General features: G+C 57.4%; 24 protein-coding genes, 1 other RNA gene and 1 pseudogene. 18 read left to right on the forward strand and 8 right to left on the reverse strand.

What is annotated here, in order from left to right; all coding sequences use genetic code 11:
- Positions 1 to 50: 50 nt before the first annotated feature.
- From LJA86_RS00705 to LJA86_RS00720, 4 genes are all read left to right on the forward strand, one after another.
- Complete coding sequence (locus LJA86_RS00705; protein ID WP_229225336.1) at positions 51 to 431, forward strand: helix-hairpin-helix domain-containing protein; 381 nt, start codon at positions 51 to 53, stop codon at positions 429 to 431.
- A 99-nt stretch (positions 432 to 530) separates the two neighbouring features.
- Positions 531 to 929, forward strand: a complete 399-nt coding sequence (locus tag LJA86_RS00710; RefSeq protein ID WP_024906822.1) for a YbgC/FadM family acyl-CoA thioesterase — start codon at positions 531 to 533, stop codon at positions 927 to 929.
- A gap of 47 nt (positions 930 to 976) precedes the next feature.
- The gene (locus LJA86_RS00715; RefSeq protein WP_069720235.1) at positions 977 to 1,330 is read left to right on the forward strand and encodes a type II toxin-antitoxin system RelE/ParE family toxin; all 354 of its coding nucleotides are present in this window, start codon (positions 977 to 979) and stop codon (positions 1,328 to 1,330) included.
- Positions 1,317 to 1,646: an addiction module antidote protein gene (locus LJA86_RS00720; protein ID WP_229225337.1), complete on the forward strand. Its 330-nt coding sequence runs from the start codon at positions 1,317 to 1,319 to the stop codon at positions 1,644 to 1,646. Before LJA86_RS00715 ends, LJA86_RS00720 begins: the two co-directional genes overlap by 14 nt.
- Before the next feature lie 2 nt (positions 1,647 to 1,648).
- On the opposite strand, the gene queC is transcribed toward LJA86_RS00720, so the two are convergent.
- Positions 1,649 to 2,344, reverse strand: coding sequence for a 7-cyano-7-deazaguanine synthase QueC (gene queC / locus LJA86_RS00725; protein ID WP_008503311.1), 696 nt, complete (start codon positions 2,342 to 2,344; stop codon positions 1,649 to 1,651).
- 66 nt (positions 2,345 to 2,410) lie between these two features.
- The gene (locus tag LJA86_RS00730; RefSeq protein ID WP_045909772.1) at positions 2,411 to 4,111 is read right to left on the reverse strand and encodes an SgrR family transcriptional regulator; all 1,701 of its coding nucleotides are present in this window, start codon (positions 4,109 to 4,111) and stop codon (positions 2,411 to 2,413) included.
- 101 nt (positions 4,112 to 4,212) lie between these two features.
- Between LJA86_RS00730 and cof the strand changes: the two genes are divergently transcribed.
- On the forward strand, positions 4,213 to 5,031 hold the full coding sequence (gene cof / locus LJA86_RS00735; protein ID WP_229225339.1) for an HMP-PP phosphatase: 819 nt from the start codon (positions 4,213 to 4,215) through the stop codon (positions 5,029 to 5,031).
- 41 nt (positions 5,032 to 5,072) lie between these two features.
- On the opposite strand, the gene LJA86_RS00740 is transcribed toward cof, so the two are convergent.
- The gene (locus LJA86_RS00740; RefSeq protein WP_045909770.1) at positions 5,073 to 6,119 is read right to left on the reverse strand and encodes a PLP-dependent cysteine synthase family protein; all 1,047 of its coding nucleotides are present in this window, start codon (positions 6,117 to 6,119) and stop codon (positions 5,073 to 5,075) included.
- A gap of 115 nt (positions 6,120 to 6,234) precedes the next feature.
- Between LJA86_RS00740 and LJA86_RS00745 the strand changes: the two genes are divergently transcribed.
- The 5 genes from LJA86_RS00745 (at position 6,235) to amtB (ending at position 12,154) form a co-directional block, all read left to right on the forward strand.
- Entirely contained in the window at positions 6,235 to 6,693 is a 459-nt protein-coding gene (locus tag LJA86_RS00745; RefSeq protein WP_008503307.1) for an Lrp/AsnC family transcriptional regulator, read from the forward strand.
- A 30-nt stretch (positions 6,694 to 6,723) separates the two neighbouring features.
- Complete coding sequence (locus tag LJA86_RS00750) at positions 6,724 to 8,496, forward strand: SmdA family multidrug ABC transporter permease/ATP-binding protein (protein ID WP_111967297.1); 1,773 nt, start codon at positions 6,724 to 6,726, stop codon at positions 8,494 to 8,496.
- The gene (locus LJA86_RS00755) at positions 8,489 to 10,270 is read left to right on the forward strand and encodes a SmdB family multidrug efflux ABC transporter permease/ATP-binding protein (RefSeq protein ID WP_229225341.1); all 1,782 of its coding nucleotides are present in this window, start codon (positions 8,489 to 8,491) and stop codon (positions 10,268 to 10,270) included. Before LJA86_RS00750 ends, LJA86_RS00755 begins: the two co-directional genes overlap by 8 nt.
- 220 nt (positions 10,271 to 10,490) lie before the next feature.
- The gene (gene glnK / locus LJA86_RS00760; protein ID WP_008503304.1) at positions 10,491 to 10,829 is read left to right on the forward strand and encodes a P-II family nitrogen regulator; all 339 of its coding nucleotides are present in this window, start codon (positions 10,491 to 10,493) and stop codon (positions 10,827 to 10,829) included.
- A 35-nt stretch (positions 10,830 to 10,864) separates the two neighbouring features.
- Positions 10,865 to 12,154, forward strand: coding sequence for an ammonium transporter AmtB (gene amtB, locus LJA86_RS00765; RefSeq protein WP_047074530.1), 1,290 nt, complete (start codon positions 10,865 to 10,867; stop codon positions 12,152 to 12,154).
- A 95-nt stretch (positions 12,155 to 12,249) separates the two neighbouring features.
- Here amtB and tesB read toward each other — a convergent pair whose 3' ends face one another.
- Complete coding sequence (gene tesB / locus LJA86_RS00770; RefSeq protein ID WP_023293157.1) at positions 12,250 to 13,110, reverse strand: acyl-CoA thioesterase II; 861 nt, start codon at positions 13,108 to 13,110, stop codon at positions 12,250 to 12,252.
- Between the two features lie 203 nt (positions 13,111 to 13,313).
- Between tesB and LJA86_RS00775 the strand changes: the two genes are divergently transcribed.
- Positions 13,314 to 13,841, forward strand: coding sequence for a YbaY family lipoprotein (locus tag LJA86_RS00775; protein WP_045909766.1), 528 nt, complete (start codon positions 13,314 to 13,316; stop codon positions 13,839 to 13,841).
- Positions 13,842 to 13,871: 30 nt separating this feature from the next.
- Here the strand turns inward: LJA86_RS00775 and LJA86_RS00780 are convergent.
- Positions 13,872 to 14,269, reverse strand: a pseudogene (locus LJA86_RS00780) (MGMT family protein).
- Between the two features lie 84 nt (positions 14,270 to 14,353).
- On the opposite strand from LJA86_RS00780, the gene ffs reads away from it, so the two are divergent.
- From ffs to LJA86_RS00795, 3 genes are all read left to right on the forward strand, one after another.
- An RNA gene (gene ffs, locus LJA86_RS00785) (signal recognition particle sRNA small type) lies at positions 14,354 to 14,450 on the forward strand.
- Between the two features lie 262 nt (positions 14,451 to 14,712).
- Positions 14,713 to 14,964 (forward strand): hypothetical protein, encoded by a 252-nt coding sequence (locus LJA86_RS00790; RefSeq protein WP_023310587.1) that lies wholly within the window; start codon positions 14,713 to 14,715, stop codon positions 14,962 to 14,964.
- Positions 14,961 to 15,176: a hypothetical protein gene (locus tag LJA86_RS00795; RefSeq protein WP_008503298.1), complete on the forward strand. Its 216-nt coding sequence runs from the start codon at positions 14,961 to 14,963 to the stop codon at positions 15,174 to 15,176. The genes LJA86_RS00790 and LJA86_RS00795 overlap by 4 nt, the downstream gene beginning before the upstream one ends.
- Positions 15,177 to 15,258: 82 nt before the next feature.
- On the opposite strand, the gene LJA86_RS00800 is transcribed toward LJA86_RS00795, so the two are convergent.
- On the reverse strand, positions 15,259 to 16,680 hold the full coding sequence (locus LJA86_RS00800; protein WP_229225348.1) for a PLP-dependent aminotransferase family protein: 1,422 nt from the start codon (positions 16,678 to 16,680) through the stop codon (positions 15,259 to 15,261).
- An 86-nt stretch (positions 16,681 to 16,766) separates the two neighbouring features.
- Between LJA86_RS00800 and LJA86_RS00805 the strand changes: the two genes are divergently transcribed.
- The 3 genes from LJA86_RS00805 (at position 16,767) to LJA86_RS00815 (ending at position 21,719) form a co-directional block, all read left to right on the forward strand.
- Positions 16,767 to 17,378: a YczE/YyaS/YitT family protein gene (locus LJA86_RS00805; RefSeq protein ID WP_032656565.1), complete on the forward strand. Its 612-nt coding sequence runs from the start codon at positions 16,767 to 16,769 to the stop codon at positions 17,376 to 17,378.
- Positions 17,379 to 17,456: 78 nt separating this feature from the next.
- Positions 17,457 to 18,527 (forward strand): LacI family DNA-binding transcriptional regulator, encoded by a 1,071-nt coding sequence (locus tag LJA86_RS00810; RefSeq protein WP_229225350.1) that lies wholly within the window; start codon positions 17,457 to 17,459, stop codon positions 18,525 to 18,527.
- 102 nt (positions 18,528 to 18,629) lie between these two features.
- Positions 18,630 to 21,719 (forward strand): beta-galactosidase, encoded by a 3,090-nt coding sequence (locus tag LJA86_RS00815; RefSeq protein ID WP_229225351.1) that lies wholly within the window; start codon positions 18,630 to 18,632, stop codon positions 21,717 to 21,719.
- Positions 21,720 to 21,758: 39 nt separating this feature from the next.
- Here LJA86_RS00815 and LJA86_RS00820 read toward each other — a convergent pair whose 3' ends face one another.
- Positions 21,759 to 22,574, reverse strand: coding sequence for a nickel/cobalt efflux protein RcnA (locus LJA86_RS00820; protein ID WP_229225352.1), 816 nt, complete (start codon positions 22,572 to 22,574; stop codon positions 21,759 to 21,761).
- A gap of 133 nt (positions 22,575 to 22,707) precedes the next feature.
- Here LJA86_RS00820 and LJA86_RS00825 point away from each other — a divergent pair, with 133 nt between their 5' ends.
- On the forward strand, positions 22,708 to 22,980 hold the full coding sequence (locus LJA86_RS00825; protein ID WP_024906840.1) for a metal/formaldehyde-sensitive transcriptional repressor: 273 nt from the start codon (positions 22,708 to 22,710) through the stop codon (positions 22,978 to 22,980).
- Here LJA86_RS00825 and LJA86_RS00830 read toward each other — a convergent pair.
- Positions 22,973 to 24,538: an EAL domain-containing protein gene (locus tag LJA86_RS00830; RefSeq protein ID WP_196364939.1), complete on the reverse strand. Its 1,566-nt coding sequence runs from the start codon at positions 24,536 to 24,538 to the stop codon at positions 22,973 to 22,975. The two genes, LJA86_RS00825 and LJA86_RS00830, sit on opposite strands and share 8 nt — an antisense overlap.
- Between the last annotated feature and the right edge of the window lie 148 nt (positions 24,539 to 24,686).

Consider the following 24,686-nt stretch of genomic DNA (forward strand, 5'->3'; position numbering starts at 1 on the left):
TCTCGGGCGGCTATCGTGACGGGGCTGTCAACAAACAAGGAGATAACAGCATGAAATGTGGAATCAAAGCACTGTTAATTACGCTGGCTATTGCCACCACCGGGATGAGCGCGGGGGTGCTGGCGGCGACGCCTGCCGCCAAACAACAGACGACACAGAGCAAATCCGACGCAGCGACGCCGGCGCAAGGGCAGACTAAAGCGACCGAAGCCGGTAAAAATGCGGACGATGATGGTACGCGGGTCAGCATCAATTCAGCCTCTGCCGAGGATCTCGCCCGCGTGATGAATGGCGTCGGACTGAAAAAAGCGCAGGCTATCGTCAGCTATCGTGAAGAGTATGGTCCTTTCAAAACGGTCGACGATCTCAAACAGGTTCCGGGCATGGGGAGCGCGCTGGTTGAGCGCAACCTCTCACACCTGACGTTGTAATCTCACAATTACTTGCACAGCGGCAAAAATTTGCCAGGATAAAGAGGTCATACCAGTTATGACCTCTCATCCTACAATAACAGTAAAGGCTATTGCGCTATGCAGACAAAAATTAAAGTACGCGGTTTTCACCTCGACGTTTACCAGCATGTGAACAATGCCCGCTACCTGGAGTTTCTTGAGGAAGCGCGCTGGGACGGGCTGGAAAACAGCGAAAGCTTTCAGTGGCTGACCGCGCACAACATCGCGTTCGTGGTCGTCAATATCAACATCAACTACCGTCGTCCGGCCGTGCTGGGCGATGTACTCACGGTGACCAGCCAGGTGCAGCAGATCAATGGCAAAAGCGGCGTGTTAAGCCAGGTGGTGACGCTCGATCCCGAAGGGCAGGTGGTCGCTGATGCGCTGATTACTTTTGTCTGTATCGATCTGAAAACGCAGAAAGCGCTGCCGCTGGAAGGGGAATTGCGCGAAAAGCTGGAGCTGATGATCGCGTAGGAATTTGTCTTTTATAAAAGACAAAAAGGTTTTTCAGGGATAGAATAATGGACAGGGACTACGTTGTTGAACGTTACCGGACCCGTGACGGGAAAGTGCCGTTTGAGGAGTGGGTAGCCAGAATGAATCGAAGGGATCCGGATACGGTTTTCCGGATCCTTATGCGGATCAACCGTGCAATAAAACGTAATTTTGGCGATTACAGATACCTCAGGGAAGGTGTTTGGGAGATGCGAGTCGACAGTGGCCCCGGCTACAGAATCTATTTTGCAGTAGAGAATCGGCAGGTTTTATTGTTACTTATCGGTGGTGACAAAAAGAGCCAAAAAGCGGATATCAAACTGGCAATAGATTACTGGAAAGATCATCAAATAAAAGGACAATCGAATGAGCGCCACTGAACGAAAATATTCGAGTTCTGTTAGCCATCATGATGCTGTTGTGAAAATGCTACGAGAGAATCCTTCCTACGCTCAGCGTTATTTGCAAACAGCCCTGGAAGAAATCTATGAAGACCAGGGGATCCCTGCCTATCTCATTGCACTCCGCCAGGTTATCGAATCCCGCGGCGGCATAGGTACAATCGCTGCCAAAGCAGGCCTGTCTCGTCAGCAGCTATACCGAACCTTATCAGACAATGGCAACCCAACGCTGACAACGCTGATGAAAGTCACCCGTGCTGCCGGCGTGAAACTGTTCGACAGCACGGTTAAGTAGCCCTATTTTAGCCCGGTTTTTTTCTGCATAGCGGCCATCACGCCGGCTTTATCGGCCAGATAGTGGTTCAGCCCATTCGCACGCAGATTACAGGCGGCGCACTGGCCGCAACCGTCGCCTTTGATGCCGTTATAGCAGGTGAGGGTTTCGCTGCGAACCAGGTCCAGCTTGCCCCAGTAGTCCGCCAGCGCCCAGGTTTCGGCTTTATCCAGCCACATCAGTGGGGTTTCAAAGCGCGTCTCTTTCGCCATCCCCAGATTGACGGCGTGGTTTAATGCCTTCACGAACTCATCACGACAGTCCGGGTAGCCGGAGAAATCTGTTTCACACACGCCCGTGATCACCGCTTCGGCTTTCACCTGGTAGGCGTAGATCGCCGTCAGGGTCAGGAAGAGGATATTACGGCCCGGCACGAAGGTATTCGGAATGCCGCTGGCATCGGGTTCGTAGTCCGGGACGGGAATACTGTCCCGGGTGAGGCTACTCACGGCCAGTTCATTTAACAGCGTAACGTCCAGCACCTTGTGCGCGCGTGCCCCCAGTTTCAGGGCCAGTTCACGGGCAACGTCGATCTCAGCGCGATGACGCTGACCATAATCGAAAGTCACACAGTGAACTTCATCGTACTGATGAAGAGCCTGAACCAGGCAGGTAGTAGAATCTTGTCCTCCGCTGAACACGACGACGGCACGTTTCATAAATCATCTCGACTGTTACGGTAAAAACGTTATGTTACCGTCTGACCACGACGGCGACCAGCTTCTTCACGCTTTGGGGGCGGGCAGCCAGGCTTCGGTAAAGTCAAACCAGCCGCGAGTGTTGAGGCGTATGCCGTTGACACCCGGCGGGGCGCTGATTTGGTATTGATAATTGAACAGTGGGGTGATCACCGCCTTTTCCATGAGTCCGGAGAAAATGGCCCTGAGCCCGGCATGTCTGGCCTGCTCATCGGACTGAGTCTGTACCGCATCCAGCGTGGCCTGCAGATGGGCATATTGCGGCGCGCTCAGCAGGTGCGGCCAGAGGGCATCACAGCGTAGCCACTGCTCAAGCGTATATTCCGGCGCTTCGCCAATCAGCCTGTCACCCATCATGAGATCCGCATCCGCCAGTTGCTGGCATCCGTCCCAGGTTTTTGCGTCGTGAAAGATAACCGTTAGCTCGCAGCCCTGCTGTGCAAGGTACTGTTTTAGCTGACGCGCCATCGTGTGCAACTCAACTGGCAAATGGTAAATCAGGGTTAAGGTCTCCGGCAGGGGGACATGTGCCAGATCCGACCATTGAGGGATCGCCCATCCGGGCAGTAGCTCCTCTGTTGGGGTAATCAGCCCCTCGTTGAGCGGCAGCGTATGCAGAAGCGATGAGAGATGAATGATGTTGATGAGCCGTCGTGCCTGCATTTCACTCAGCCGCGGGCTTTGCTTCAGGGTGAGATAGCAAAAGCCAAGACTGGTACTGTTCGTCACCAGGCGCAGGCTTTCAAGTTCATCCGGCTCGCCAATGGCGATCTGCACCGGATGGCGACAGCTGGTACCCAGCCCATAGTCAAACAGCGTCGGTGTGATCCAATATTCGATAGCCTTAAGCAGCGGGTGGCTGAGATGGTACTGCTCGTGGCTTTCCAGACGGACAAGATCGGGCTCATATACGCTTAGCCTGAAGGGGCCGCAGCCCGTCATGGGCTGTTCGGGATGTGCAAGCCGGCTACAGTAGGTGGCCAGGCGGTGTGCCAGCCAGTAGTCCGGCTGGTGCAGCGTGAACGTCAGACACTGAGGGTGAGTGACGTCAATGCGCAGGACGCTCTGGAAGAGTTTCCGCAGGGCGGGCAAGGCAAAAAGCGCATTCAGGCTTTGCTGAAGCTGTCCGGTTTCGACCTTATCGCCGTTATGCCAGTGTAAGGTGGAACGAATATAAAAATGCCAGCGCAAACCGTCCGCCGACACCTCCCAGTGATGGGCAAGGTCACCAGTCGGTTCACTGCTGTTGCCGTGAAAGCGCGTCAGTCCGGAAAAGATCTGTCCTGCCAGATGCTGTTCCGCCCGACCAGGTAAAAAACCCGGATGAAGCGGATCCAGCGAGCGGTAATAGGGGATGCGCAGCGTTGGCGTATCGTTTTGCCACTGCCCGCCTAAAAAGGGATGCAGCAATGATCGCAATGCGTCGGGGGCGAGCTGGGCCAGCTCAAGCACGTTGTGCTGTTCTCCCCGCCTCAGCGCCTCCTCCATCATGGTATTGCGCAGAGATTCAGGCGCGACATGGAACGTCAGTTCACCCCGTTTACCGCGGCCAGACTGCGCTCGCCAGCTCAGCCAGCCCGCCTCCTGTGCCTGACGCAGCAGCGTTCGGACATGCCGCTCGCTGCAAAAACAGCGGGCGGCCAGCTCGCTGATGGTGACCTGTTGCGTTGCACCCTCGGAAGGCTGCCAGAGCCGGTGATACTGATTAAGTCGATTGAGCTGGCGCATGCTAAACCCGGAACAATAATTATCATCTTTTCACTATTACTTCCGTATATCTCACACGATACTGTTGCACAAGTTAACCGCATCACATTTCGGGAGTAATCATGGCTCGGCTCGCTGCATTTGATATGGACGGTACGCTGTTAATGCCGGATCACCGTTTAGGGGAGAAAACCCTGAACACGCTGAAGCGTCTGCACGAGCGTAATGTCACCCTGACGTTTGCCACTGGCCGCCATGTGCTGGAGATGCGCCACCTGCTGGGCGCGTTTTCCCTCGACGCCTTTCTGATCACCGGCAACGGGACGCGAATTCATTCTGTAGAAGGTGATGTGCTGCACCGACAGGATCTCAATCCGGAAGTGGCGGACATCGTGCTGCACAGTACCTGGGACACGCAGGCCAGCATCCACGTCTTCAACGATCGGGGCTGGTTTACCGGAAGCGACATCCCGGAATTATTGCACGCGCATGTGTATAGCGGTTTTACATATCAGCTTATCGATCTGCGTCGGATCCCCGCCCATGCGGTGACCAAGATCTGCTTCTGCGGCGATCACGACGATCTCTGTCGCTTACGGATTCAACTGAATGAGGCGCTGGATGACCGGGCACACCTGACCTTCTCGGCGGTGGATTGCCTGGAAGTGCTGCCGGTGGGCTGTAACAAAGGTTCCGCTCTGGCGGTGCTGAGCGACCACCTGGGATTAACGCTGCAGGAGTGTATGGCGTTCGGCGACGCCATGAACGACCGCGAAATGCTGGGTAGCGTAGGTCGCGGTCTGATCATGGGGAATGCGATGGCGCAGCTGAAAGCAGAACTTCCCCATCTGCCGGTTATTGGTCACTGCCGTAATGAAGCGGTGTCCCATTTTTTGACGCATTGGCTGGACAATAACAACCTCCCCTATTCCCCCGAATAGTGAGACCCTTCCAGCAAGCCAGACTTCGGTCTGGCTTTTTTTTATTTCAGCAGCTGCGCAATCTGCGCTTTCCAGGGGGCGATATCACCGATGTTGGCCTGTACCCACTCCGCATTGTAGTAGGTCTCGAGATAACGCTCGCCGCTGTCGCACAGCAGCGTGACGATGGAACCGCTGCGGCCCGCTTCGCGCATGCGTTCGGCAAGCTGCAGCGCGCCCCACATATTGGTGCCCGTCGAGGCACCCACTTTGCGGCCCAGTTGCGTCTCCAGCCAGTGAGCAGTGGCCACGCTGGCGGCATCCGGCACGCGCATCATCTCGTCCACCACGTCGGGGATGAAAGAGGGCTCGACGCGCGGACGGCCAATGCCTTCAATTTTGCTGCCTACCGGGCTGCGCAGGTCGGCATCGCGGTTTTGCCAGTAGTCAAGGAACACGGAGTTCTGCGGGTCAACCACCATCAGCTGGGTATCGTAGCCCTGACAGCGGATGTAGCGTCCGATCGTGGCTGACGTGCCGCCGGTACCGGCGCTCATGACAATGTAGGACGGAACCGGATGCGGTTCGTGGGTCATCTGGCGGAAGATACTGTCAGCAATGTTGTTATTCCCGCGCCAGTCTGTCGCGCGCTCGGCGAAGGTGAACTGGTCCATATAGTGGCCGTTCAGCTCACGGGCCAGCGTTTCGGAGGCGGCGTAGATTTCGCAGGCGCTTTCCACAAAGTGGCAGCGACCGCCGTAAAATTCGATCTGCTCGATTTTGCGTTTTGCGGTGCAGGAGGGCATCACCGCGATAAACGGCAGACCCAGCAGGCGGGCGAAATAGGCTTCGGATACCGCCGTTGAACCGGAAGAGGATTCAATAATGGTGGTACCCTCTTTAATCCAGCCGTTACATAAACCGTATAAAAACAGCGAGCGCGCCAGGCGATGCTTCAGGCTGCCGGTAGGATGGGTGCTTTCATCTTTCAGATAGAGCTGAATGCCGTCAAATCCCGGCAGGGAAAGGCGAATCAGATGCGTATCCGCCGAGCGCTGATAGTCGGCATTGATTTCGCTGATCGCATGTTTAACCCAGGTGCTATTCATCGTCGTTATCCGTTTGTCATTTTGTGCCTAGCATAGCGAAAAGCACAGAAAAAATTGTTGCTATCTGGCCTTTAAAATAGAATGAAGGGAGAAAAATTTTCTCTGTGAGGTGGGTATGCTAGATAAAATTGACCGCAAGCTCCTTTCATTGCTGCAAAGTGACTGTACCCTCTCTTTGCAGGCGCTGGCAGATGCCGTTAATCTGACCACCACCCCGTGCTGGAAGCGTCTTAAGAAGCTGGAAGATGACGGCATTCTTCTGGGGCGCGTCGCGCTGTTAGATCCTGAAAAACTGGGGCTTGGGTTGACGGCATTTGTGCTGATAAAAACCCAGCATCACAGCAGCGAGTGGTATTGCCGCTTCGTCACCCAGGTGTCTGAGATGCCCGAAGTGCTCGGTTTCTGGCGCATGGCCGGCGAGTACGATTACCTGATGCGCGTCCAGGTGGCCGACATGAAGCGCTATGATGACTTCTACAAGCGGCTGGTGAACAGCGTGCCGGGGTTATCGGACGTCACCTCAAGCTTCGCCATGGAACAGATTAAATACACCACAGCATTACCTATTGAATAACTTCGTAAAATACCTTCAGGAACAAACCGCGTGCGATTATTTGCCCAATTAAGCTGGTACTTTCGTCGGGAGTGGCAACGCTACCTCGGTGCAGTCGCCCTGCTTATTATCATTGCCATCCTGCAGCTGATCCCGCCGAAAGTGGTGGGCTACGTCGTGGATGGCGTCACCGAACAGCATTACACCACCGCACGGGTGTTGATGTGGGTTGGCACGCTGGTGCTGACGGCGGTCATTGTTTATCTGCTGCGCTACGTCTGGCGCGTGCTGCTGTTTGGTGCGTCCTATCAGCTGGCCGTTGAGCTGCGCGAAGATTTTTATCACCAGCTGAGCCGACAGCATCCCGAATTCTATCTGCGCCACCGCACCGGGGATCTTATCGCGCGCGCCACTAACGACGTTGACCGCGTGGTCTTTGCCGCCGGGGAAGGGGTGTTGACGCTGGTGGACTCGCTGGTGATGGGCTGTGCGGTGCTGATCGTCATGTCCACGCAGATCAGCTGGCAATTGACCCTGCTGGCCCTGCTGCCGATGCCGATCATGGCGCTGGCGATCAATCGCTATGGTGAACAGCTGCACGAGCGCTTCAAGCTGGCGCAGGCGGCGTTTTCGTCGCTGAACGATCGCACCCAGGAGAGCATGACCAGCATCCGCATGATCAAAGCGTTTGGCCTGGAGGACCGGCAATCAGCGCTGTTTGCGGCCGATGCCGCGGACACGGGAGCGAAGAACATGCGCGTCGCGCGTATTGATGCTCGCTTTGACCCGACGATCTATATCGCAATCGGCATGGCAAACCTGCTGGCCATTGGCGGCGGCAGCTGGATGGTGGTACAGGGCACGCTCACCCTGGGGCAATTGACCAGCTTTGCCATGTATCTGGGGCTGATGATCTGGCCGATGCTGGCGCTGGCCTGGATGTTTAACATTGTGGAGCGCGGCAGTGCCGCCTATAGCCGCATTCGCGCCATGCTGGCCGAAGCGCCGGTGGTCATCGACGGTAGCGAAGCCGTACCGGAAGGGCGTGGCGTCATGCATGTCGACGTCCGCAAGTTTGTCTATCCGCATACGGAGCATCCGGTGCTGGAGAACGTCAGCTTTACGCTGCAGCCTGGCCAGATGCTGGGCATCTGTGGCCCGACGGGATCCGGTAAAAGTACCGTGCTGTCGCTGCTCCAGCGCCACTTTGACGTCACGCAGGGCGATATTCGCTTCCATGATATTCCGCTCACCAGCCTGCTGCTGGATGAGTGGCGTGGTCGCCTGGCGGTTGTCAGCCAGACGCCGTTTCTTTTTTCTGACACCGTGGCGAACAACATCGCGCTTGGGTGCCCGGCGGCAACGCAGGAAGAGATCGAGCATGTGGCACGTTTGGCCAGCGTGCATGATGACATTTTGCGCCTGCCGCAGGGCTACGACACCGAAGTCGGGGAACGCGGCGTCATGCTGTCCGGCGGGCAAAAACAGCGTATCTCCATTGCCCGCGCGCTGCTGCTGAATGCGGAAATCCTGATCCTGGACGATGCGCTCTCCGCCGTGGATGGCCGAACCGAGCATCAGATCCTGCATAACCTGCGCCAGTGGGGTGACGGACGCACGATAATCATCAGTGCGCACCGTTTGTCAGCGCTTACCGAAGCCAGCGAAATTCTGGTATTGCAGCACGGCCATATTGCCCAGCGTGGGCAGCATGACGCGCTGGCCGAGCAGCCGGGCTGGTATCGCGATATGTACCGCTATCAACAGCTTGAAGCGGCGCTGGACGATGCGCCGGAACAGGATCAGGAGGCCGCCAATGCGTAAGCTCGGAACGATGTGGCCGACGCTCAAACGTCTGCTGGCCTACGGCTCGCCGTGGCGTAAACCGCTCTCGGTTGCCGTGCTTTTACTCTGGATTGCGGCGATTGCCGAAGTGAGCGGTCCGCTGCTCATCAGCTATTTTATCGACAACATGGTCGCCAAAAGCTATCTACCGCTCGGGCTGGTGGCGGGGTTAGGCGTGGCCTACGTCGGCTTACAGCTGACGGCGGCAGGGTTGCATTATGCTCAGTCGCTGCTGTTTAACCGGGCCGCCGTGGGCGTTGTTCAGCAGTTGCGTACCGATGTCATGGACGCGGCGCTTCGCCAGCCGCTCAGCGAGTTTGATATCCAGCCGGTCGGGCAGGTGATTTCGCGCGTGACCAACGATACCGAGGTGATCCGCGATCTGTACGTTACCGTGGTCGCGACGGTATTACGCAGCGCGGCGCTGATTGGCGCGATGCTGGTGGCGATGTTCAGCCTCGACTGGCGCATGGCGCTGGTGGCGATCACCATCTTCCCGGCGGTGCTGATCGTCATGGTGATTTATCAGCGTTACAGCACGCCGATTGTGCGTCGGGTTCGCGCCTATCTGGCCGACATCAACGATGGCTTCAACGAAGTGATTAACGGCATGAGCGTCATCCAGCAGTTCCGCCAGCAGGCGCGCTTTGGCGAGCGCATGGGCGAAGCCAGCCGTTCGCACTATATGGCGCGTATGCAGACGCTGCGCCTGGACGGTTTCCTGCTGCGACCGCTGCTGAGCCTGTTCTCGGCGCTGGTGCTGTGTGGGCTGCTGATGCTCTTTGGCCTGAGCTCAAACGGTACGATTGAGGTGGGCGTGCTGTACGCTTTTATTAGCTATCTGGGACGCCTCAACGAGCCGCTGATCGAGCTCACTACGCAGCAATCGATGCTGCAACAGGCGGTCGTCGCCGGTGAGCGCGTCTTTGAGCTGATGGACAGGCCGCGTCAGGCCTACGGCAATGATGAGCGACCTCTGCAAAGCGGGGCAATCGCCTTTGATAACGTCTCGTTTGCCTATCGTGAAGACCGTCTGGTGTTGCAGGACATCACGCTTGACGTTCCGTCGCGCGGTTTCGTCGCGCTGGTGGGTCATACCGGCAGCGGTAAAAGCACGCTCGCCAGCCTGTTGATGGGCTACTACCCGGTCACGCAAGGCGAAATCCGCCTCGACGGGCGCCCGCTCGCGTCTCTTAGCCACACGGTGTTACGCAAAGGCGTTGCGATGGTGCAGCAGGATCCGGTCGTACTGGCCGATACCTTCTTTGCCAACGTAACCCTGGGGCGGGACTATTCAGAGGCACAGGTTTGGGCGGTACTGGAAACGGTGCAGCTGGCAGAGCTGGCGCGCGGGTTCAGCGACGGGATCAACACGAAGCTGGGCGAGCAGGGCAACAATCTCTCCGTGGGGCAAAAACAGCTCCTGGCGCTGGCGCGCGTCCTGATTGAAACGCCGCAGGTGCTGATTCTTGACGAAGCCACGGCCAGCATAGACTCCGGTACCGAGCAGGCGATTCAGCAGGCGCTGGCCGCCGTACGCGACCATACGACGCTGGTGGTGATTGCCCACCGTCTTTCCACCATCGTCGACGCGGACACTATTCTGGTGCTGCATCGCGGACAAGCCGTGGAGCGCGGTACGCACCGCGAGCTGCTGGAAGCAAAAGGGCGCTACTGGCAGATGTACCAGCTGCAGCTGGCGGGCGAAGAGCTGGCCGCCAGCGTGCGTGATGAAGAGTCGCTTAGCGCCTGATGCACTAAAATGAGGCGCCGCGCTAACAGTCATTCCTGTTGGTGCAAAACTGAAACGCACCCTGCACCGGCATGGTGCGTTTTTTTTCACCGGTTCATTTATCAGGACCGTGTAACGCACATCGCACCGCGATTCCCTCCCGTTTTCATTTCTGGCACATCCCTTGCAATACCTTCCGCGTAAGCTGCGGCCATTACCGAATTCTGACTGGAGGGGATCTATGAAGCTGGTTACGGTTGTAATCAAACCATTCAAACTCGAAGACGTGCGTGAAGCATTGTCTTCAATGGGCATTCAGGGACTGACTGTCACCGAAGTGAAAGGCTTTGGTCGTCAGAAGGGTCATGCCGAGCTTTATCGCGGGGCGGAATACAGCGTTAACTTTCTGCCAAAAGTAAAAATTGATGTCGCGATTGCTGACGATCAGCTTGATGAAGTCATTGATGTCATTAGCAAAGCGGCCTACACCGGCAAAATTGGCGACGGCAAAATTTTCGTTGCCGAACTGCAGCGCGTCATTCGCATCCGTACCGGCGAATCTGACGAAGCGGCTCTGTAATTAACGCCTGGCACACAGTGATAGGGATCGAGAAAATGAAGATAGCAACACTTAAAACGGGTCTGGGTTCGCTGGCGCTGCTGCCGGGCCTGGCGCTGGCTGCTGCCCCAGCGGTGGCCGACAAAGCCGATAACGCCTTTATGATGATCAGCACCGCGCTGGTGCTGTTCATGTCCATTCCGGGCATTGCGCTGTTCTACGGCGGCCTGATCCGTGGCAAAAACGTTCTCTCCATGCTGACGCAGGTTGCCGTGACGTTCGCACTGGTCTGCGTGCTGTGGGTGGTTTACGGTTACTCGCTGGCGTTCGGCACGGGCAACGCGTTCTTTGGTAACTTCGACTGGGTGATGCTGAAAAACATTGAACTGACCGCGCTGATGGGCAGCTTCTATCAGTATATTCACGTGGCGTTCCAGGGCTCCTTCGCCTGCATTACCGTCGGGCTGATTGTGGGCGCGCTCGCTGAGCGTATTCGTTTCTCTGCGGTCCTGATCTTCGTGGTGGTCTGGCTGACGCTCTCCTATGTGCCGATTGCGCACATGGTCTGGGGTGGCGGTCTGCTGGCGACGCACGGCGCGCTGGACTTCGCGGGCGGTACCGTTGTTCACATTAACGCCGCGGTCGCGGGTCTGGTGGGCGCATACCTGATTGGCAAACGCGTGGGCTTCGGTAAAGAGGCGTTCAAACCGCACAACCTGCCGATGGTCTTTACCGGTACCGCGATCCTCTACTTTGGCTGGTTTGGCTTCAACGCCGGCTCAGCCAGTGCCGCGAACGAAATTGCTGCGCTGGCCTTCGTGAACACCGTGGTGGCAACGGCGGGTGCAATCCTCTCCTGGGTATTTGGCGAGTGGGCGGTGCGCGGTAAACCTTCCCTGCTGGGTGCCTGCTCGGGGGCGATTGCGGGTCTGGTCGGTATTACGCCTGCGTGTGGTTATGTCGGCGTAGGTGGCGCGCTGCTGGTTGGCCTGGTGTCCGGTCTGGCGGGTCTGTGGGGTGTGACCGCACTGAAACGTCTGCTGCGCGTGGATGACCCTTGCGATGTATTTGGCGTTCACGGCGTGTGCGGGATTGTCGGCTGTATCATGACCGGTATCTTCGCGGCGAAATCGCTCGGTGGTGTGGGCTATGCAGAAGGCGTCACCATGGTTCATCAGGTGCTGGTGCAGCTGGAAAGTATTGCTATCACCGTGGTGTGGTCTGCGGTTGTCGCGTTCATCGGCTACAAGCTGGCGGACATGACGGTCGGTCTGCGCGTACCGGAAGAGCAGGAACGCGAAGGTCTGGATGTGAACAGCCACGGCGAGAATGCGTATAACGCATGATCTGAGTGTCTTGCCGGGTGGCGGCTTCGCCTTACCCGGCCTACAACAGCACAAAACGTAGGCCCGGTAAGCGTCGCGCCACCGGGCTTTTTACATCAACCTCTGTTACGCATTACCCCTTCCTGCACCGTTGAAGCCACCAGCACGCCGTCCTGAGTATAAAACTCCCCACGCACAAACCCGCGGGCGCTGGATGCCGACGTACTCTCCACGCTGTAGAGCAGCCACTCATTCATGTTGAAGGGACGGTGGAACCACATCGAGTGATCGATCGTTGCGACCTGCATCCCTTTTTCGAGGAAGCCGACGCCGTGCGGCTGCAGCGCCACCGGCAGGAAGTTGAAGTCAGACGCATAGCCCAGCAGATACTGATGGACGCGGAAATCTTCCGGCACGGTGCCGTTGGCGCGGATCCACACCTGACGCTTTGGCTCGGCGGTGTGGCCCTTCATCGGGTTGTGGAATTCGACGGGGCGGATCTCAAGCGGCTTATCGCAGAGAAACTTCTCTTTGACCTGCGGCGGCAGCAGATGCGCCAGGGCGCGAGCGATATCCGTCTCCGATTTGAGATCGTCCGGCGAGGGGGCTGGGGGCATGACTTTCTGATGCTCATAACCCGGCTCTGGCGCCTGGAAGGAGGCGGTCATGTAAAAGATCGGCTTACCGTTCTGAATGGCCGCGACGCGGCGCGCGCTGAAGCTGTTGCCGTCTCGCAGAACTTCAACGTCATACACGATGGGTTTCGCGCTATCGCCAGGGCGTAAGAAGTAGCTGTGGAATGAATGCACCAGACGGTCTGCCGGGACAGTCTCCTTTGCAGCGTACAGCGCTTGTCCAACGACTTGCCCACCGAAGACCTGGCGTAAGCCTAAATCTTCACTCTGTCCGCGAAAGAGTCCTTCCTCAATTTTTTCCAGATTCAGTAATGTCAGCAGATTGTTCAGTGCCTGACTCATAGTTGTCCTCAATAAACGCCGTAGCGAAAGATAGGCAGAGTATAACGCAGAAATGAAAGTGGTCCGATGGGTAGAATAATCTGAATATCGGGATGATTTCAGGCATTAATCAGTGAGTTGTGCCACACTTAACTACGTTATGTGATTGAAACGACATCGGATGGGATCGATCCCGCTGGTGCATTGATGATAAGGAGACTTCAATGAAACTCGTGCCTATGCTAAGTGGTGTAGCGATTGCGGTGGCGTTGTCCGCCTGTGCCGGTAAGAGCGCCCAGGTGCCAGTGCCAGCAGCTGACCCGAACGGGATTAATACCCTTTCGCAGCAGTCCATTCAGCAGCCTAACGTTTCCGGTACCATCTGGATTAAACAGAAAGTTGCGTTGCCGCCGGATGCGGTATTAACGGTGACGCTGTCTGATGCTTCCCTTGCCGACGCGCCGTCGAAAGTCGTGGCTCAGCGTGCCGTCCGCACTGAAGGCAAGCAGGCGCCGTTTAGCTTCGTGTTGCCGTATAACCCGTCGGACGTGCAGCCTAATGCCCGTATTCTGCTGAGCGCAGCGGTCACCATCAACGGTAAGCTGGTGTTTATCACCGATACGGTCCAGGAAGCGATTAACAACGGTGGGACCAAAATCGACCTGAACCTGGTGCCTGTGCAACAGACCGAAGTGCCGATCGCACCGCAGACCAATCAGCCGTCCCTGCCAACCCCACCCACTCAGATGTAATGGGTATTCCCCTCTCCTTCGGGAGAGGGGTTAATACACCCACCGGTACTTCTGCAAATCGATCTGACCCGACCCTGACACCTGCACCCCCTCTGAAAGTAACGCCTGACGCTGACGCTGGAGATCCGGCCCGGTGAGTGAGATGACGCCATGACGGTTCACCACCCGATGCCAGGGTAGCGTACTGCCTTCCGGCAGCCGTTTCAGGACGCCTCCAACCTGTCGCGCCGCGCGCGGGGAACCGGCCAGGCGCGCGACATCACCATAGGTGGTAACATAGCCCTCCGGGATTGAAGCCACGATTTGCCATACGCGCTGTGGAAAGGAGTCGTGCTCGTCCATACCTTCACCTGTGGGGAGTTTCTGGAGAGCCATGGTAAACGAAGATCGTCATGATTGCTGCGCCTGTTTGCGCAAGAAACCAGCATCCGGTTCCTGGCGGCTTGCAATTGGACCTTTGCACAGGGATAATGCGCCAGCGCGTTGGTTATCAACGCTCTCAATGGGGGCTCTGTTGGTTCTCCCGCAACGCTACTCTGTTCACCAGGTCAGGTCCGGAAGGAAGCAGCCAGGGCAGACGACGTGTGTGCCGGGATGTAGCTGGCAGGGCCCCCACCCATTTCCGCCCTCACAAAATCTTCCTGCTTTCACCTCTCACTTTTGACGGCTATCCCACAATAATATTATGCCTATATCGTGTAATATATATTTCATCGCTCTGAAATATTAATGTCATAAACCTGTAATAATAGTCGGGCATTTTATCATTGGCCGTCTATTTTCTGGCATAACTCAAAAAAATATATATCTGGATAACATTGTTAACTTCGTGTATTAAATAAAGTACTTATTCCGAAGGGAAGTGACAAACATGGCTACAGCGGTATTAAACGTTAAGATTGATGACGCGCTAAAAGAAAGGCTTCGCCACTATGCGGAAGTGAATAACGAGAACTTAAGCGTGACGACAGAGAAACTGCTGCTGCTGGCGTTCGAAGCAGTAGAAGAGGCGGGAGTATCGGAAGAGGATATTGATAATCAGCATACGGAAGAAGAGAGTGTTTCTCCATTTACTCCTAAAGAAATCAAGGCTCTACGTAAACTTCTGAAGAAGAGAAAATGAAACAACAACTGTCAACTGCCAGTGACTACAAAGAGGCCTGCGATCTGCTGCGTTCAGGCTACGTGAAGCATGTACGTCTTGGCTGGAATGTCGGAAGTGATGAGTTCTTTCGTATTGCGTCTGACTGGTGTGATACTGGCGCAAAAATAAAGAAAGACGGTGAAAACTTCGTTATTTCACTGAAAGGTTTTCCTATTCCTGCTCAGCATTAATTCCGGATGGGTGAAAACTGCTGACTGTATCCGTGACAGTCAGCAGTTTTTATTTTTTATGATCGGCTTCAAACTTTTGCTATTAAATCACGCTGCGTTTAACGGCTGGCACGTTTTTATTCAGGGCGAGCCATAACGGTTTAATCCTCAGCAGCGCCTGTTCAAGCTCTGTTGGCTCGAGCGAGAAGGGCATCCGCAAATAGCGGTCAAACGCACCCGATAAACCAAACCGCGTACCGGTTCCCAGATTAATCCCCAGAATCTCAGCCCGCGCGGCAAGCTGTGTCGCCAGCATGCCCGGTAGCTCGATCCAGTAAGAGAGCCCGCCTTCCGCTTCATGGAATGTCCAGTCCGGGAAATGTTCACGCAGCAATTCACCGCATCGATCGCGTCGCTCCGCCAGCATTTTGCGGCGTGCGGGTAGAAACGTCTCGCTGTTGTTGATGAGCCACAGCGCCGCCAGCTGTTCCAGCAGCGGTGAACCTAAATCGAGGGTATCGCGCGTCTGGGCAAGCGTGGCGATCGTGCGCGAGGAGGCGCGGATCCAGCCGAGACGCAGCCCGCCCCAGAAACTTTTTCCGGCGGAGCCTAAGGTGATGACGGTGGCCTGCGGGTTAAAGGAGGCCAGCGGAGGCGGAGGAGGGGCGTCAAACCAGAGATCCACCATCGTTTCATCCACCACCAGCGCCGTACGGGTTTGCGCAGCAATATCGGTAATGGCCTTGCGCGTCGCGATATCCATACAGCGCCCGGTGGGGTTATGAAAATCAGGCATCAGGTACGCCAGGCGCGGCGCGGTTTGGGCAAGCGTGGCGGCGAAGCCATCCGTATCCCAGCCCGTTTCCGGCAGCGACACCCCCACGGGCCGACACTGCGCGCCCTGAATGGCGGCAATCGCCAGTGGATAGGTGGGGTGATCGACCACGACGCGATCCCCGGGCCCGGTCATCATCCGCAGGACCAGCGCGAAGCCGCTGACGGCGCCATTGACCACCATCACTTCGTCCGCACGGGTGGGAAGGCCCCGCGCGGTATAACGCGCAGCAATGGCCTCCCGCAGCGTCGGCAGTCCTAGCTGATCGTAGCCCGTCAGCGAGAGGTGCTGCGTAATGGCCGTGAGCGCATGGGTATACGCCTGGTGGATCTCCGGCCCGGCATTGAGGGCGGCAGTGGAAAGATCCAGTGCGGCACTCGCTGCGGAAAGTGTGGGAACGGCGCGCGTATCCGGGAGGATCACGCGTGACCCGCTGCCGTGGCGGCTTTCAAGATATCCCTCCTCGCGCAGATGGGCGAGGGCGCTGCTGATGGTGGTCCGGCTCACGTCCAGCGCCGTGGCCAGCTCGCGCTCCCCCGGTAGCCGTGTATTCAATGCCAGACGTCCATCAAGGATTAACAGGCGCAGCGCATCGGCCAACTGCCGCCAGAGCGGCGTGCGGGATGAGGTTTGCTGCCAGTGGCCTAAAAGGCGTACCAGCGACTGGCTTCCGAAGCGACGTGACGACATATGCAGTCCACTATTTGAAAACTGGACATTAATCATAGTGCCATTTTAGGTCAGGATGAAAGCCTGGTTCACTGGAGAAGATAAAAATGGTACGTCGTCTGCTACAACTCTATGTCGGTTTAGGACTGTATGGCCTGTCCACCGCGATGTTTATTCGTTCCGATTTGGGTGTCGATCCCTGGGATGTTTTTCACCTTGGGGTGGGGATACAGCTGGGGATGACCATCGGGACGGTGATCATTTTAACCGGTGCTGCGGTGCTGCTGCTGTGGATCCCCCTGCGCCAGATGCCGGGCCTGGGCACCATCAGCAACGTGATTTGTATCGGTCTGGCGGCGGACGCCAGCATGGCGCTTATTCCGGAACTGGATTCGTTACCTGTTCGCATCGCTTTCCTGGTGTCGGGCATCGTGATGAACGCGATTGCGACCAGCATGTACATTGGCGCCGGTTTTGGGCCTGGTCCGCGCGACGGCCTGATGACCGGCATTCATGCCCGTCTGGGGTGGTCCATTCGCAGCGTGCGCACCTCCATTGAGGTGTCCGTCCTGCTGATTGGGTGCGTGCTTGGCGGCACGTTTGGGGTGGGAACGGTCGTGTATGCCCTGACCATTGGCCCACTTATCCAGCTCTGTCTGCCCTGGTTCCGCCAGAAGCCGCGCGTTGCTGAAATCGCGCAGCCGGAGCGGGTTGTTTAATTTTGCGAGGCGCTCACATGTTTTAACGGCGTCGCTGTGTCACAATAATGAGCCACGACTCACGCGATGCCACAATGCATGAAAGCGATCACTCTCTATGATGTCGCCCTCCTTGCGGGGGTTTCTTATCAGACCGTCTCTCGCGTCATTAACGACGCCGAGCATGTCTCTGCCCGCACGCGGGAAAAGGTGCAGCAGGCGATGGCAGAGCTGCACTACGTGCCTAACCTGCGGGCACAGCAGCTGGCGGGTAAACGCACCCGCACGCTGGGACTCATCACCACCGATCTGGCCCTGCATGCGCCCTCGCAAATTGTGTCGGCGGTAAAATCGCGTGCGGCCGAAAAAGGGGCGAGCGTCCTCATTTCCATGGTGGAGCAGCCGCAGCAGTGTCAGGTCGCGCTTCAGGCGCTACTGGCGCAGCGGGTGGAGGCGTTGCTGGTGAATGTGCCGCTCGACGATTCTGACGCCGAAGCGCTCAGGGCGCTGGCATCACCTGTTCCGGTGCTGTTCCTTGATGTCTCGCCTTCAGCACAGGTAAACAGCCTCGTGTTTAACTCCGGGCAGGGGGCGCATCTGGGCGTTGAGCACCTGCTTTCGCTGGGGCATCAGCATATTGCCCTGCTGAGCGGGCCGGAAAGCTCGGTCTCTGCTCGGGCGCGTCTGGCAGGATGGAAAGCGGCTCTGGCCCGCGCGGGGCATGACGCCGCTGCGGTGGCTTATGGAGACTGGAGCGCGGCCAGCGGTTATGAGAAAGGACATGTGCTGCTGTCGGGTAGCGCGGTGCCGGATGCCATTCTGGTGGCGAACGATCAAATGGCGCTCGGGGTGATGCGCGCCTGTGCTGAAAAGGGGATCGCGATTCCAGGTCAGATGTCGGTGGTCGGGTTCGACGATACGGCTGACAGCGCCTGGTTTTCCCCGCCGCTGACGACCATTCGCCAGGCATTTCGCGAGGCGGGTGAGCGCAGCGTGGAGTGGCTGCTGGCCCCCACCGAAGGCGAGACGTGCTGGCAGGTTCAGCAGCCGGTGGCGCTGGTTACCCGGCATTCCACCGCGCGCCGCGCGCCGCAGCAGGCCGAACGCGAGGATCTGGCGCAGCAGCTCAGAAGTCTGGCACTTCTGGCCGAGCAGCTTGCCCGCAAATAAAACTTTGTGATCGGACTCGCTACCCTGCGATCGAACGCTTTACCATCGCAGAGTGCCAGGGCATGTTAACCAAAATTGTGAGCGCTTCGCAAAGAGGTTGATATGTCTCATACACCTTCGCTGACCCTCAGCGACATCCTGGCCCGTCGGGACTGGGAAAACCCCGGCGTTACCCAGTGGAACCGCCTGCCCGCACACGCGCCGTTGCACAGTTGGCGTAATGAATCTTCCGCCAGGGATGACGCTGGATCCCTCAGCAGGCGCTCCCTCAACGGGATCTGGCGGTTTAGCTACTTTTCTGCTCCCGAGCGGGTTCCTCAGGCATGGGTCACCGAAGATTGCGCTGATGTCGTCGCGATGCCCGTGCCGTCGAACTGGCAGATGCAGGGGTTCGATACGCCCATCTATACCAATGTCACCTATCCGATCCCCGTTAACCCGCCTTTTGTACCGCAGGAAAACCCGACAGGTTGTTACTCGCTCACATTCGACGTGGATGACGCCTGGCTTCAGAGCGGGCAAACCCGAATTATTTTTGATGGCGTGAACTCGGCGTTCCATCTGTGGTGCAACGGGCAGTGGATAGGCTATTCCCAGGACAGTCGATTGCCCGCCGAGTTTGACCTCTCGGCGGCATTACGCCCAGGGCAGAACCGCCTGGCGGTCATGGTCTTGCGCTGGTGCGACGGCAGCTATCTGGAAGATCAGGACATGTGGCGCATGAGCGGCATTTTCCGTGATGTCTCCCTGCTGCATAAGCCGGAGACGCACATTGCGGATTATCATGTGGTCACCGATCTGAATGCGGAACTGGACCGCGCGGTGCTGAAAGTCGAGGTCGCGTTGACAGGCGCTGACTACGCGGAGTGCGACGTGGCGATAACGCTGTGGCGCAACGGTGAACGCTGTGGCAGCACCACCCAACGGCCAGGCTCTGCCATTGTGGACGAGCGCGGCAACTGGGCCGAGCGGTTAACGGCGGCGATCCCGGTTACAGCCCCGGCATTATGGAGTGCGGAAACCCCGGAACTCTATCGCCTGACGATCGCGCTTTTGGATGCGCAGGGCAACGTGCTGGAGACGGAAGCCTGCGATGTCGGCTTCCGCCGGGTTGAAATCAGCAACGGCCTGCTGAAGCTCAACGGTAAACCGCTGTTGATCCGCGGGGTTAACCGGCACGAGCATCATCCGGAAAACGGCCAGGTGATGGACGAAGCGACGATGCGTCGCGATATCGAGATCATGAAGCAGCACAACTTCAACGCCGTGCGCTGCTCGCATTACCCGAATCATCCGCTGTGGTACCGGCTTTGCGACCGCTATGGGCTGTACGTTGTTGACGAAGCCAACATCGAAACCCACGGCATGGTGCCGATGAGCCGCCTTGCTGACGATCCGCGCTGGCTGCCCGCCATGAGCGAGCGCGTGACCCGTATGGTGCAGCGCGATCGTAATCATCCCTCAATTATCATCTGGTCGCTGGGCAATGAGTCCGGGCACGGTGCAAACCACGACGCGCTGTACCGCTGGGTGAAATCCACGGATCCGACGCGTCCGGTGCAGTATGAAGGTGGCGGCGCGAACACGGCGGCGACCGATATTGTCTGTCCGATGTATGCCCGGGTCGATCAGGATCAGCCCTTCCCGGCAGTGCCTAAATGGTCAATCAAGAAATGGATCGGCATGCCGGATGAAACACGCCCGCTGATCCTCTGCGAATACGCCCACGCGATGGGGAACAGCTTCGGCGGGTTCGCGAAATACTGGCAGGCGTTTCGCAGCCACCCTCGCCTGCAGGGGGGATTTGTCTGGGACTGGGTCGATCAGGCTCTGACGAAGCAAGATGAAGAAGGCAATTCGTTCTGGGCATACGGCGGGGACTTTGGCGATAAGCCAAACGACCGACAGTTCTGCCTCAACGGCCTGGTCTTCCCCGATCGCACGCCGCACCCGGCGCTGTTCGAGGCGCAGCGCGCGCAGCAGTTCTTCACCTTTACGCGGGTCAGTACCTCTCCGCTGGTGATTGAGGTGCAAAGCGGTTACCTGTTCCGCCATACCGATAACGAGGTGCTGAGCTGGACGGTCGCCCGGGATGGGGAGGTGCTGGCTTCGGGCGAGGTGACGCTGGCGATAGCCCCTGAAGGCGCTCAGCGTCTGGAGATCGCTCTGCCAGAATTGAAAGCCGAACCGGGGGAAGTCTGGCTGAATGTTGAAGTGCGCCAGCCGCGTGCAACGCCGTGGTCACCGGCTGACCATCGCTGCGCGTGGGAGCAGTGGCCGCTTCCGTCTCCGCTGTTTGTCGCACCGCCAGCCTCTGCGGGCGAGCCGCCGGTTTTGACGCAAAACGACCGCATCCTGGCGATCGCGCATGGTCAACAGCGCTGGCAGTTCGATCGCGCATCCGGAAACCTGACCCAATGGTGGCGAAATGGCGTGGAAACGCTGATGTCACCTTTGACGGATAACGTCAGCCGTGCGCCGCTGGACAATGATATTGGCGTGAGTGAAGCGACGAGGATCGATCCGAATGCCTGGGTTGAACGCTGGAAAGCGGTGGGCATGTACAATTTCACCTCGCGCGTTCTGTACTGTGAGGCAGAGCAGCATGCGGGCGAAGTTGTGGTCAACACCCTTCACGTCGGGGAGTATCATGGCAAAACGCTGTTCCTGAGCCGTAAAGTCTGGCGGGTGGATGACCAGGGGAGGCTGCACGGCGATATTCAGGTGGATATTGCGTCCGATATCCCGGAACCCGCGCGCGTTGGCCTGAGCGTTCATCTCGCCGAAACGCCGGAAAACGTGTCCTGGCTGGGGCTGGGGCCGCATGAAAACTACCCGGACAGAACGCTGGCGGCACAGCAGGGACGCTGGACATTACCCCTGGCGGAGATGCACACCCCGTATATCTTCCCGACGGAAAATGGTTTGCGCTGTGATACGCGGGAGCTGGCGCTGGGAACGCATCAGCTACATGGCCGGTTCCATTTCTCGGTGAGCCGCTACAGCCAGCAGCAGCTGCGCGAGACAACCCATCACCATCTGCTGCGGGAAGAGCCGGGGTGCTGGCTCAACCTCGATGCGTTCCATATGGGCGTGGGCGGCGACGACTCCTGGAGCCCCAGCGTTTCACCGGAATTCATTCTGCAGACGCGCCAGCTTCGCTACACCTTTAGCTGGCAGCAAAATCCTTAACGGATCATTGAGATGCGGCCACAGGGCGTGGCCGCAGGCTTACGCCAGAATGCCGCTCAGACCGTGCAGGCTCATATAAATTCCTACCACGGTAATCAGCGTAGCGGAAATCCACGGCGCTTTACGGGAAAGCTCGTTAAACCCGGGCCAGCGTTTTGTCGCGTGCTTGAGGCTTAAGGCGGCAATCGCACCGGAAGCCACCAGGGTTAACGCCAGACCAATACTGAAGCTGAACACCAGCGTCGCGCCGAGGGCGAAATGCTTCAGCTGCAGGCAGATCAGCAGAACGGTAATGGACGCCGGGCAGGGGATAAGCCCGCCGGTCAGGCCAAACATGACGATCTGTCCGGTGGTGACGTTTTGTCCGCTAAAGCGCCGGTTGATATCCTGCGCGTGGGCGCGCTGGTGAGCATCCTGCCACTCCTCTTCAACCAGCGGGTGTTCGTGGTGGTGATGATCATGATGATGGTCATGGTGGTGGTGATCATGGTCGTGATGGTGATGATCGTGTGGCTGGCTCTCTTTCCAGGTTCGCCACGCCATCCACAGGGCGATCGCAACGATCAATACCCCTGAGATCAGCTGGAACCAGGGTTCAGACGTATGCGCATCCCATCCCCGCCCAAACCATAAACCCGCCATAGCGATGATCCAGACCACTGCCGTATGGGAAAACGTGGCCGCCAGGCCGAGCAGGACCGCCTGTTTCAGCGTACCGCGGATAGCCACGATAAAGGCGGCCATCATGGTCTTTGAGTGGCCCGGTTCCAGGCCATGCAGCGCGCCAAGCAGGATGGCGCTGGGAACAAACAGCCAGGCATTACCCTGCTGCAGAAGTGAAGCAAAATCGGTCATGGGGGATTCCGGCGTGGAAAATGTCTGCAAATACTACTCCCCCCCAGTAGGGTAATACTACCCCCCAGTAGAAAAATACTCAGGGGGAGTAGGGCGTGTTATGCTTTAAAAGCCAAAAATAAGGGATAAAGAGATGTCACATACCGTTCGCGACAAGAAAATGTTACTGACTCGGCTGAAGAAAATTCAGGGGCAGAGCAACGCTCTGGAGAAAATGCTGAACAGCGATCACGAATGCGCCGAGGTGTTACAGCAGCTGGCGGCGATCCGCGGGGCGGTCAACGGCATGATGATGCAGGTGATCGAAGGGCATTTAACCGATCATGTGGTGAAAGAACCTGAAGAAGCGCAGCGTGAAGCCGATCTTGGCGTGGTGCTGCAGGTGATCAAATCCTATCTTAAGTAGCGTGCGTGCCGAGGTTATTCTCTGCCCAAAGGATAAATTCCATTTTCGGCAGCGCTTTGCTGTAGTACCAGCCCTGTCCGTACTGCACGCCGTGCTGGTGCAGCCAGGCGAGCTGCCCGGCGGTCTCGACGCCTTCCGCAACCATCGCCAGCTTCAGCGACTTCGCCATTTCAATAATGTGTGGCGTCACGTTTTTGTACTCCAGCGCATCCACGAACGATTTATCAATTTTTAGCGTGTCGACATCCAGATCCTGCAGATAGCTCAGGCTGGAATAGCCCGTACCAAAATCATCTATATAGACAGGGTGCCCCGAACGGCGGAATGCGGCGATAGCCGGCGCGCTGATTTTGGGATCGGCAAAGCCGCGCTCGGTGACCTCAAGGGCGATTTGGCCCGGGTGGACCTTCCATTTGTTCAGCAAGTGACTCAGCAGCGGCGGCAGCGTGCCGGAGGTCAAATCGGCGGGCGCGAGGTTGATGGAGATATGCTGATCGGGGTGAAGGTGCAGCCAACTGCCCATATCCTCGAACACTTTTTCGATAACGAGCTGCGTCAGCTGGGAGATAAGCCCGGTTTGCTCAGCAAGGGGAATAAAGATATCAGGCGAGAGGCTGCTTCCGTCCGGCTGCGGCCAGCGCGTCAGTGCTTCTGCGCCGACAATTTTTCCGCTACACAGCGCCACGATGGGCTGATAGTGAACCACAAAATCGCGGCTATTAATGGCGTCAAGCAGGCGGTTGCGCGGCGACTGGATGCGACGCAGTATCCGCAGGACAAAGAGCGCGGCAAGCAGGCTTATCAGGACGCCGAAGGGCAGCCATAAAAGCAGCTGCCGGTGCCAGGTTTCCGCCAGCGGTTTGAGCGTAGCCCATGCGACAACGGTAAACCCCAGTTCAGGTACAGGCTTCATAACGTACATTGAACCGTCGTACTGTATGCTGGTCATCTCCTGACCTTTGATCATGTCACGGATATGCGGATCGAGTGTATTGCTGCTGGCGAAGATACGGTGTGTTGTGCTTCCTACCAGGGCAGCATCAATCGCTATCTCGCCGAAAGGGATGACATCCACCAGTGAGGCCGGATCGACCAGGACAAGGTAATGACCTTGCCCCAGCACGGCCATGTAGCGATGAAACCCAAGATCGTTTTGCGTGGTCAGCCATGCGCTGTAACCGTCTTCGGTAATGCGCATCGGCGGGGGGAAAGGGGCGGCATGGCTGGTTTGCTCAAGAGAGGAGCAGAGCGGCCTGAGGTTGTCGATATAAATCACTTCCTGAACGTATCGCCACGAGAAAGCGACCCGTCGCATCTCTCTTAACTGCAACGGGCTGCACGGCACGCCCTCAAAGGCCTGCAGATGATTAAGCGCTTCTTTCGCCTGATCCACGACCTTGTCGGTGCGTATCAGCACGCGTGAGGCATAGTTTTCCAGCGCATCGACAAATTTATCTTCCGCCTGGCGATGGGCCAGCCAGATGCTCAGGCAAATGGGGACCAGCACGGAAAAGATGAGTACGCCAGTCACCAGACTGACCAGATGTCGGGTTTTCATGCTGTCGTGTCCTTCCTCGTATACCCGTTCCTGAGCACTGAGTTCCCTGCCTGAAGAGAAAGATTTTACCGCGAAATGATATAGTTATAGCACGTGGGTGGCTTGGTTTTCATTTTATCTCAGGTAAACCAGAAAATATCGTCAGAGG

The sequence above is a fragment of the Enterobacter sp. TCD1-1 genome, assembly GCF_020567405.1.
Taxonomy (GTDB): Bacteria; Pseudomonadota; Gammaproteobacteria; order Enterobacterales; family Enterobacteriaceae; genus Enterobacter; species Enterobacter quasiroggenkampii.

Bases quoted from the DNA above. Each gene is read 5' to 3' on its own strand.
- LJA86_RS00705 (WP_229225336.1), top strand. From the start codon at position 51: ATGAAATGTGGAATCAAAGCACTGTTAATTACGCTGGCTATTGCCACC.
- LJA86_RS00710 (WP_024906822.1), top strand. From the start codon at position 531: ATGCAGACAAAAATTAAAGTACGCGGTTTTCACCTCGACGTTTACCAG.
- LJA86_RS00715 (WP_069720235.1), top strand. From the start codon at position 977: ATGGACAGGGACTACGTTGTTGAACGTTACCGGACCCGTGACGGGAAA.
- LJA86_RS00720 (WP_229225337.1), top strand. From the start codon at position 1,317: ATGAGCGCCACTGAACGAAAATATTCGAGTTCTGTTAGCCATCATGAT.
- queC (WP_008503311.1), bottom strand. From the start codon at position 2,344: ATGAAACGTGCCGTCGTCGTGTTCAGCGGAGGACAAGATTCTACTACC.
- LJA86_RS00730 (WP_045909772.1), bottom strand. From the start codon at position 4,111: ATGCGCCAGCTCAATCGACTTAATCAGTATCACCGGCTCTGGCAGCCT.
- cof (WP_229225339.1), top strand. From the start codon at position 4,213: ATGGCTCGGCTCGCTGCATTTGATATGGACGGTACGCTGTTAATGCCG.
- LJA86_RS00740 (WP_045909770.1), bottom strand. From the start codon at position 6,119: ATGAATAGCACCTGGGTTAAACATGCGATCAGCGAAATCAATGCCGAC.
- LJA86_RS00745 (WP_008503307.1), top strand. From the start codon at position 6,235: ATGCTAGATAAAATTGACCGCAAGCTCCTTTCATTGCTGCAAAGTGAC.
- LJA86_RS00755 (WP_229225341.1), top strand. From the start codon at position 8,489: ATGCGTAAGCTCGGAACGATGTGGCCGACGCTCAAACGTCTGCTGGCC.
- glnK (WP_008503304.1), top strand. From the start codon at position 10,491: ATGAAGCTGGTTACGGTTGTAATCAAACCATTCAAACTCGAAGACGTG.
- amtB (WP_047074530.1), top strand. From the start codon at position 10,865: ATGAAGATAGCAACACTTAAAACGGGTCTGGGTTCGCTGGCGCTGCTG.
- tesB (WP_023293157.1), bottom strand. From the start codon at position 13,110: ATGAGTCAGGCACTGAACAATCTGCTGACATTACTGAATCTGGAAAAA.
- LJA86_RS00775 (WP_045909766.1), top strand. From the start codon at position 13,314: ATGAAACTCGTGCCTATGCTAAGTGGTGTAGCGATTGCGGTGGCGTTG.
- LJA86_RS00790 (WP_023310587.1), top strand. From the start codon at position 14,713: ATGGCTACAGCGGTATTAAACGTTAAGATTGATGACGCGCTAAAAGAA.
- LJA86_RS00795 (WP_008503298.1), top strand. From the start codon at position 14,961: ATGAAACAACAACTGTCAACTGCCAGTGACTACAAAGAGGCCTGCGAT.
- LJA86_RS00800 (WP_229225348.1), bottom strand. From the start codon at position 16,680: ATGTCGTCACGTCGCTTCGGAAGCCAGTCGCTGGTACGCCTTTTAGGC.
- LJA86_RS00805 (WP_032656565.1), top strand. From the start codon at position 16,767: ATGGTACGTCGTCTGCTACAACTCTATGTCGGTTTAGGACTGTATGGC.
- LJA86_RS00810 (WP_229225350.1), top strand. From the start codon at position 17,457: ATGAAAGCGATCACTCTCTATGATGTCGCCCTCCTTGCGGGGGTTTCT.
- LJA86_RS00815 (WP_229225351.1), top strand. From the start codon at position 18,630: ATGTCTCATACACCTTCGCTGACCCTCAGCGACATCCTGGCCCGTCGG.
- LJA86_RS00820 (WP_229225352.1), bottom strand. From the start codon at position 22,574: ATGACCGATTTTGCTTCACTTCTGCAGCAGGGTAATGCCTGGCTGTTT.
- LJA86_RS00825 (WP_024906840.1), top strand. From the start codon at position 22,708: ATGTCACATACCGTTCGCGACAAGAAAATGTTACTGACTCGGCTGAAG.
- LJA86_RS00830 (WP_196364939.1), bottom strand. From the start codon at position 24,538: ATGAAAACCCGACATCTGGTCAGTCTGGTGACTGGCGTACTCATCTTT.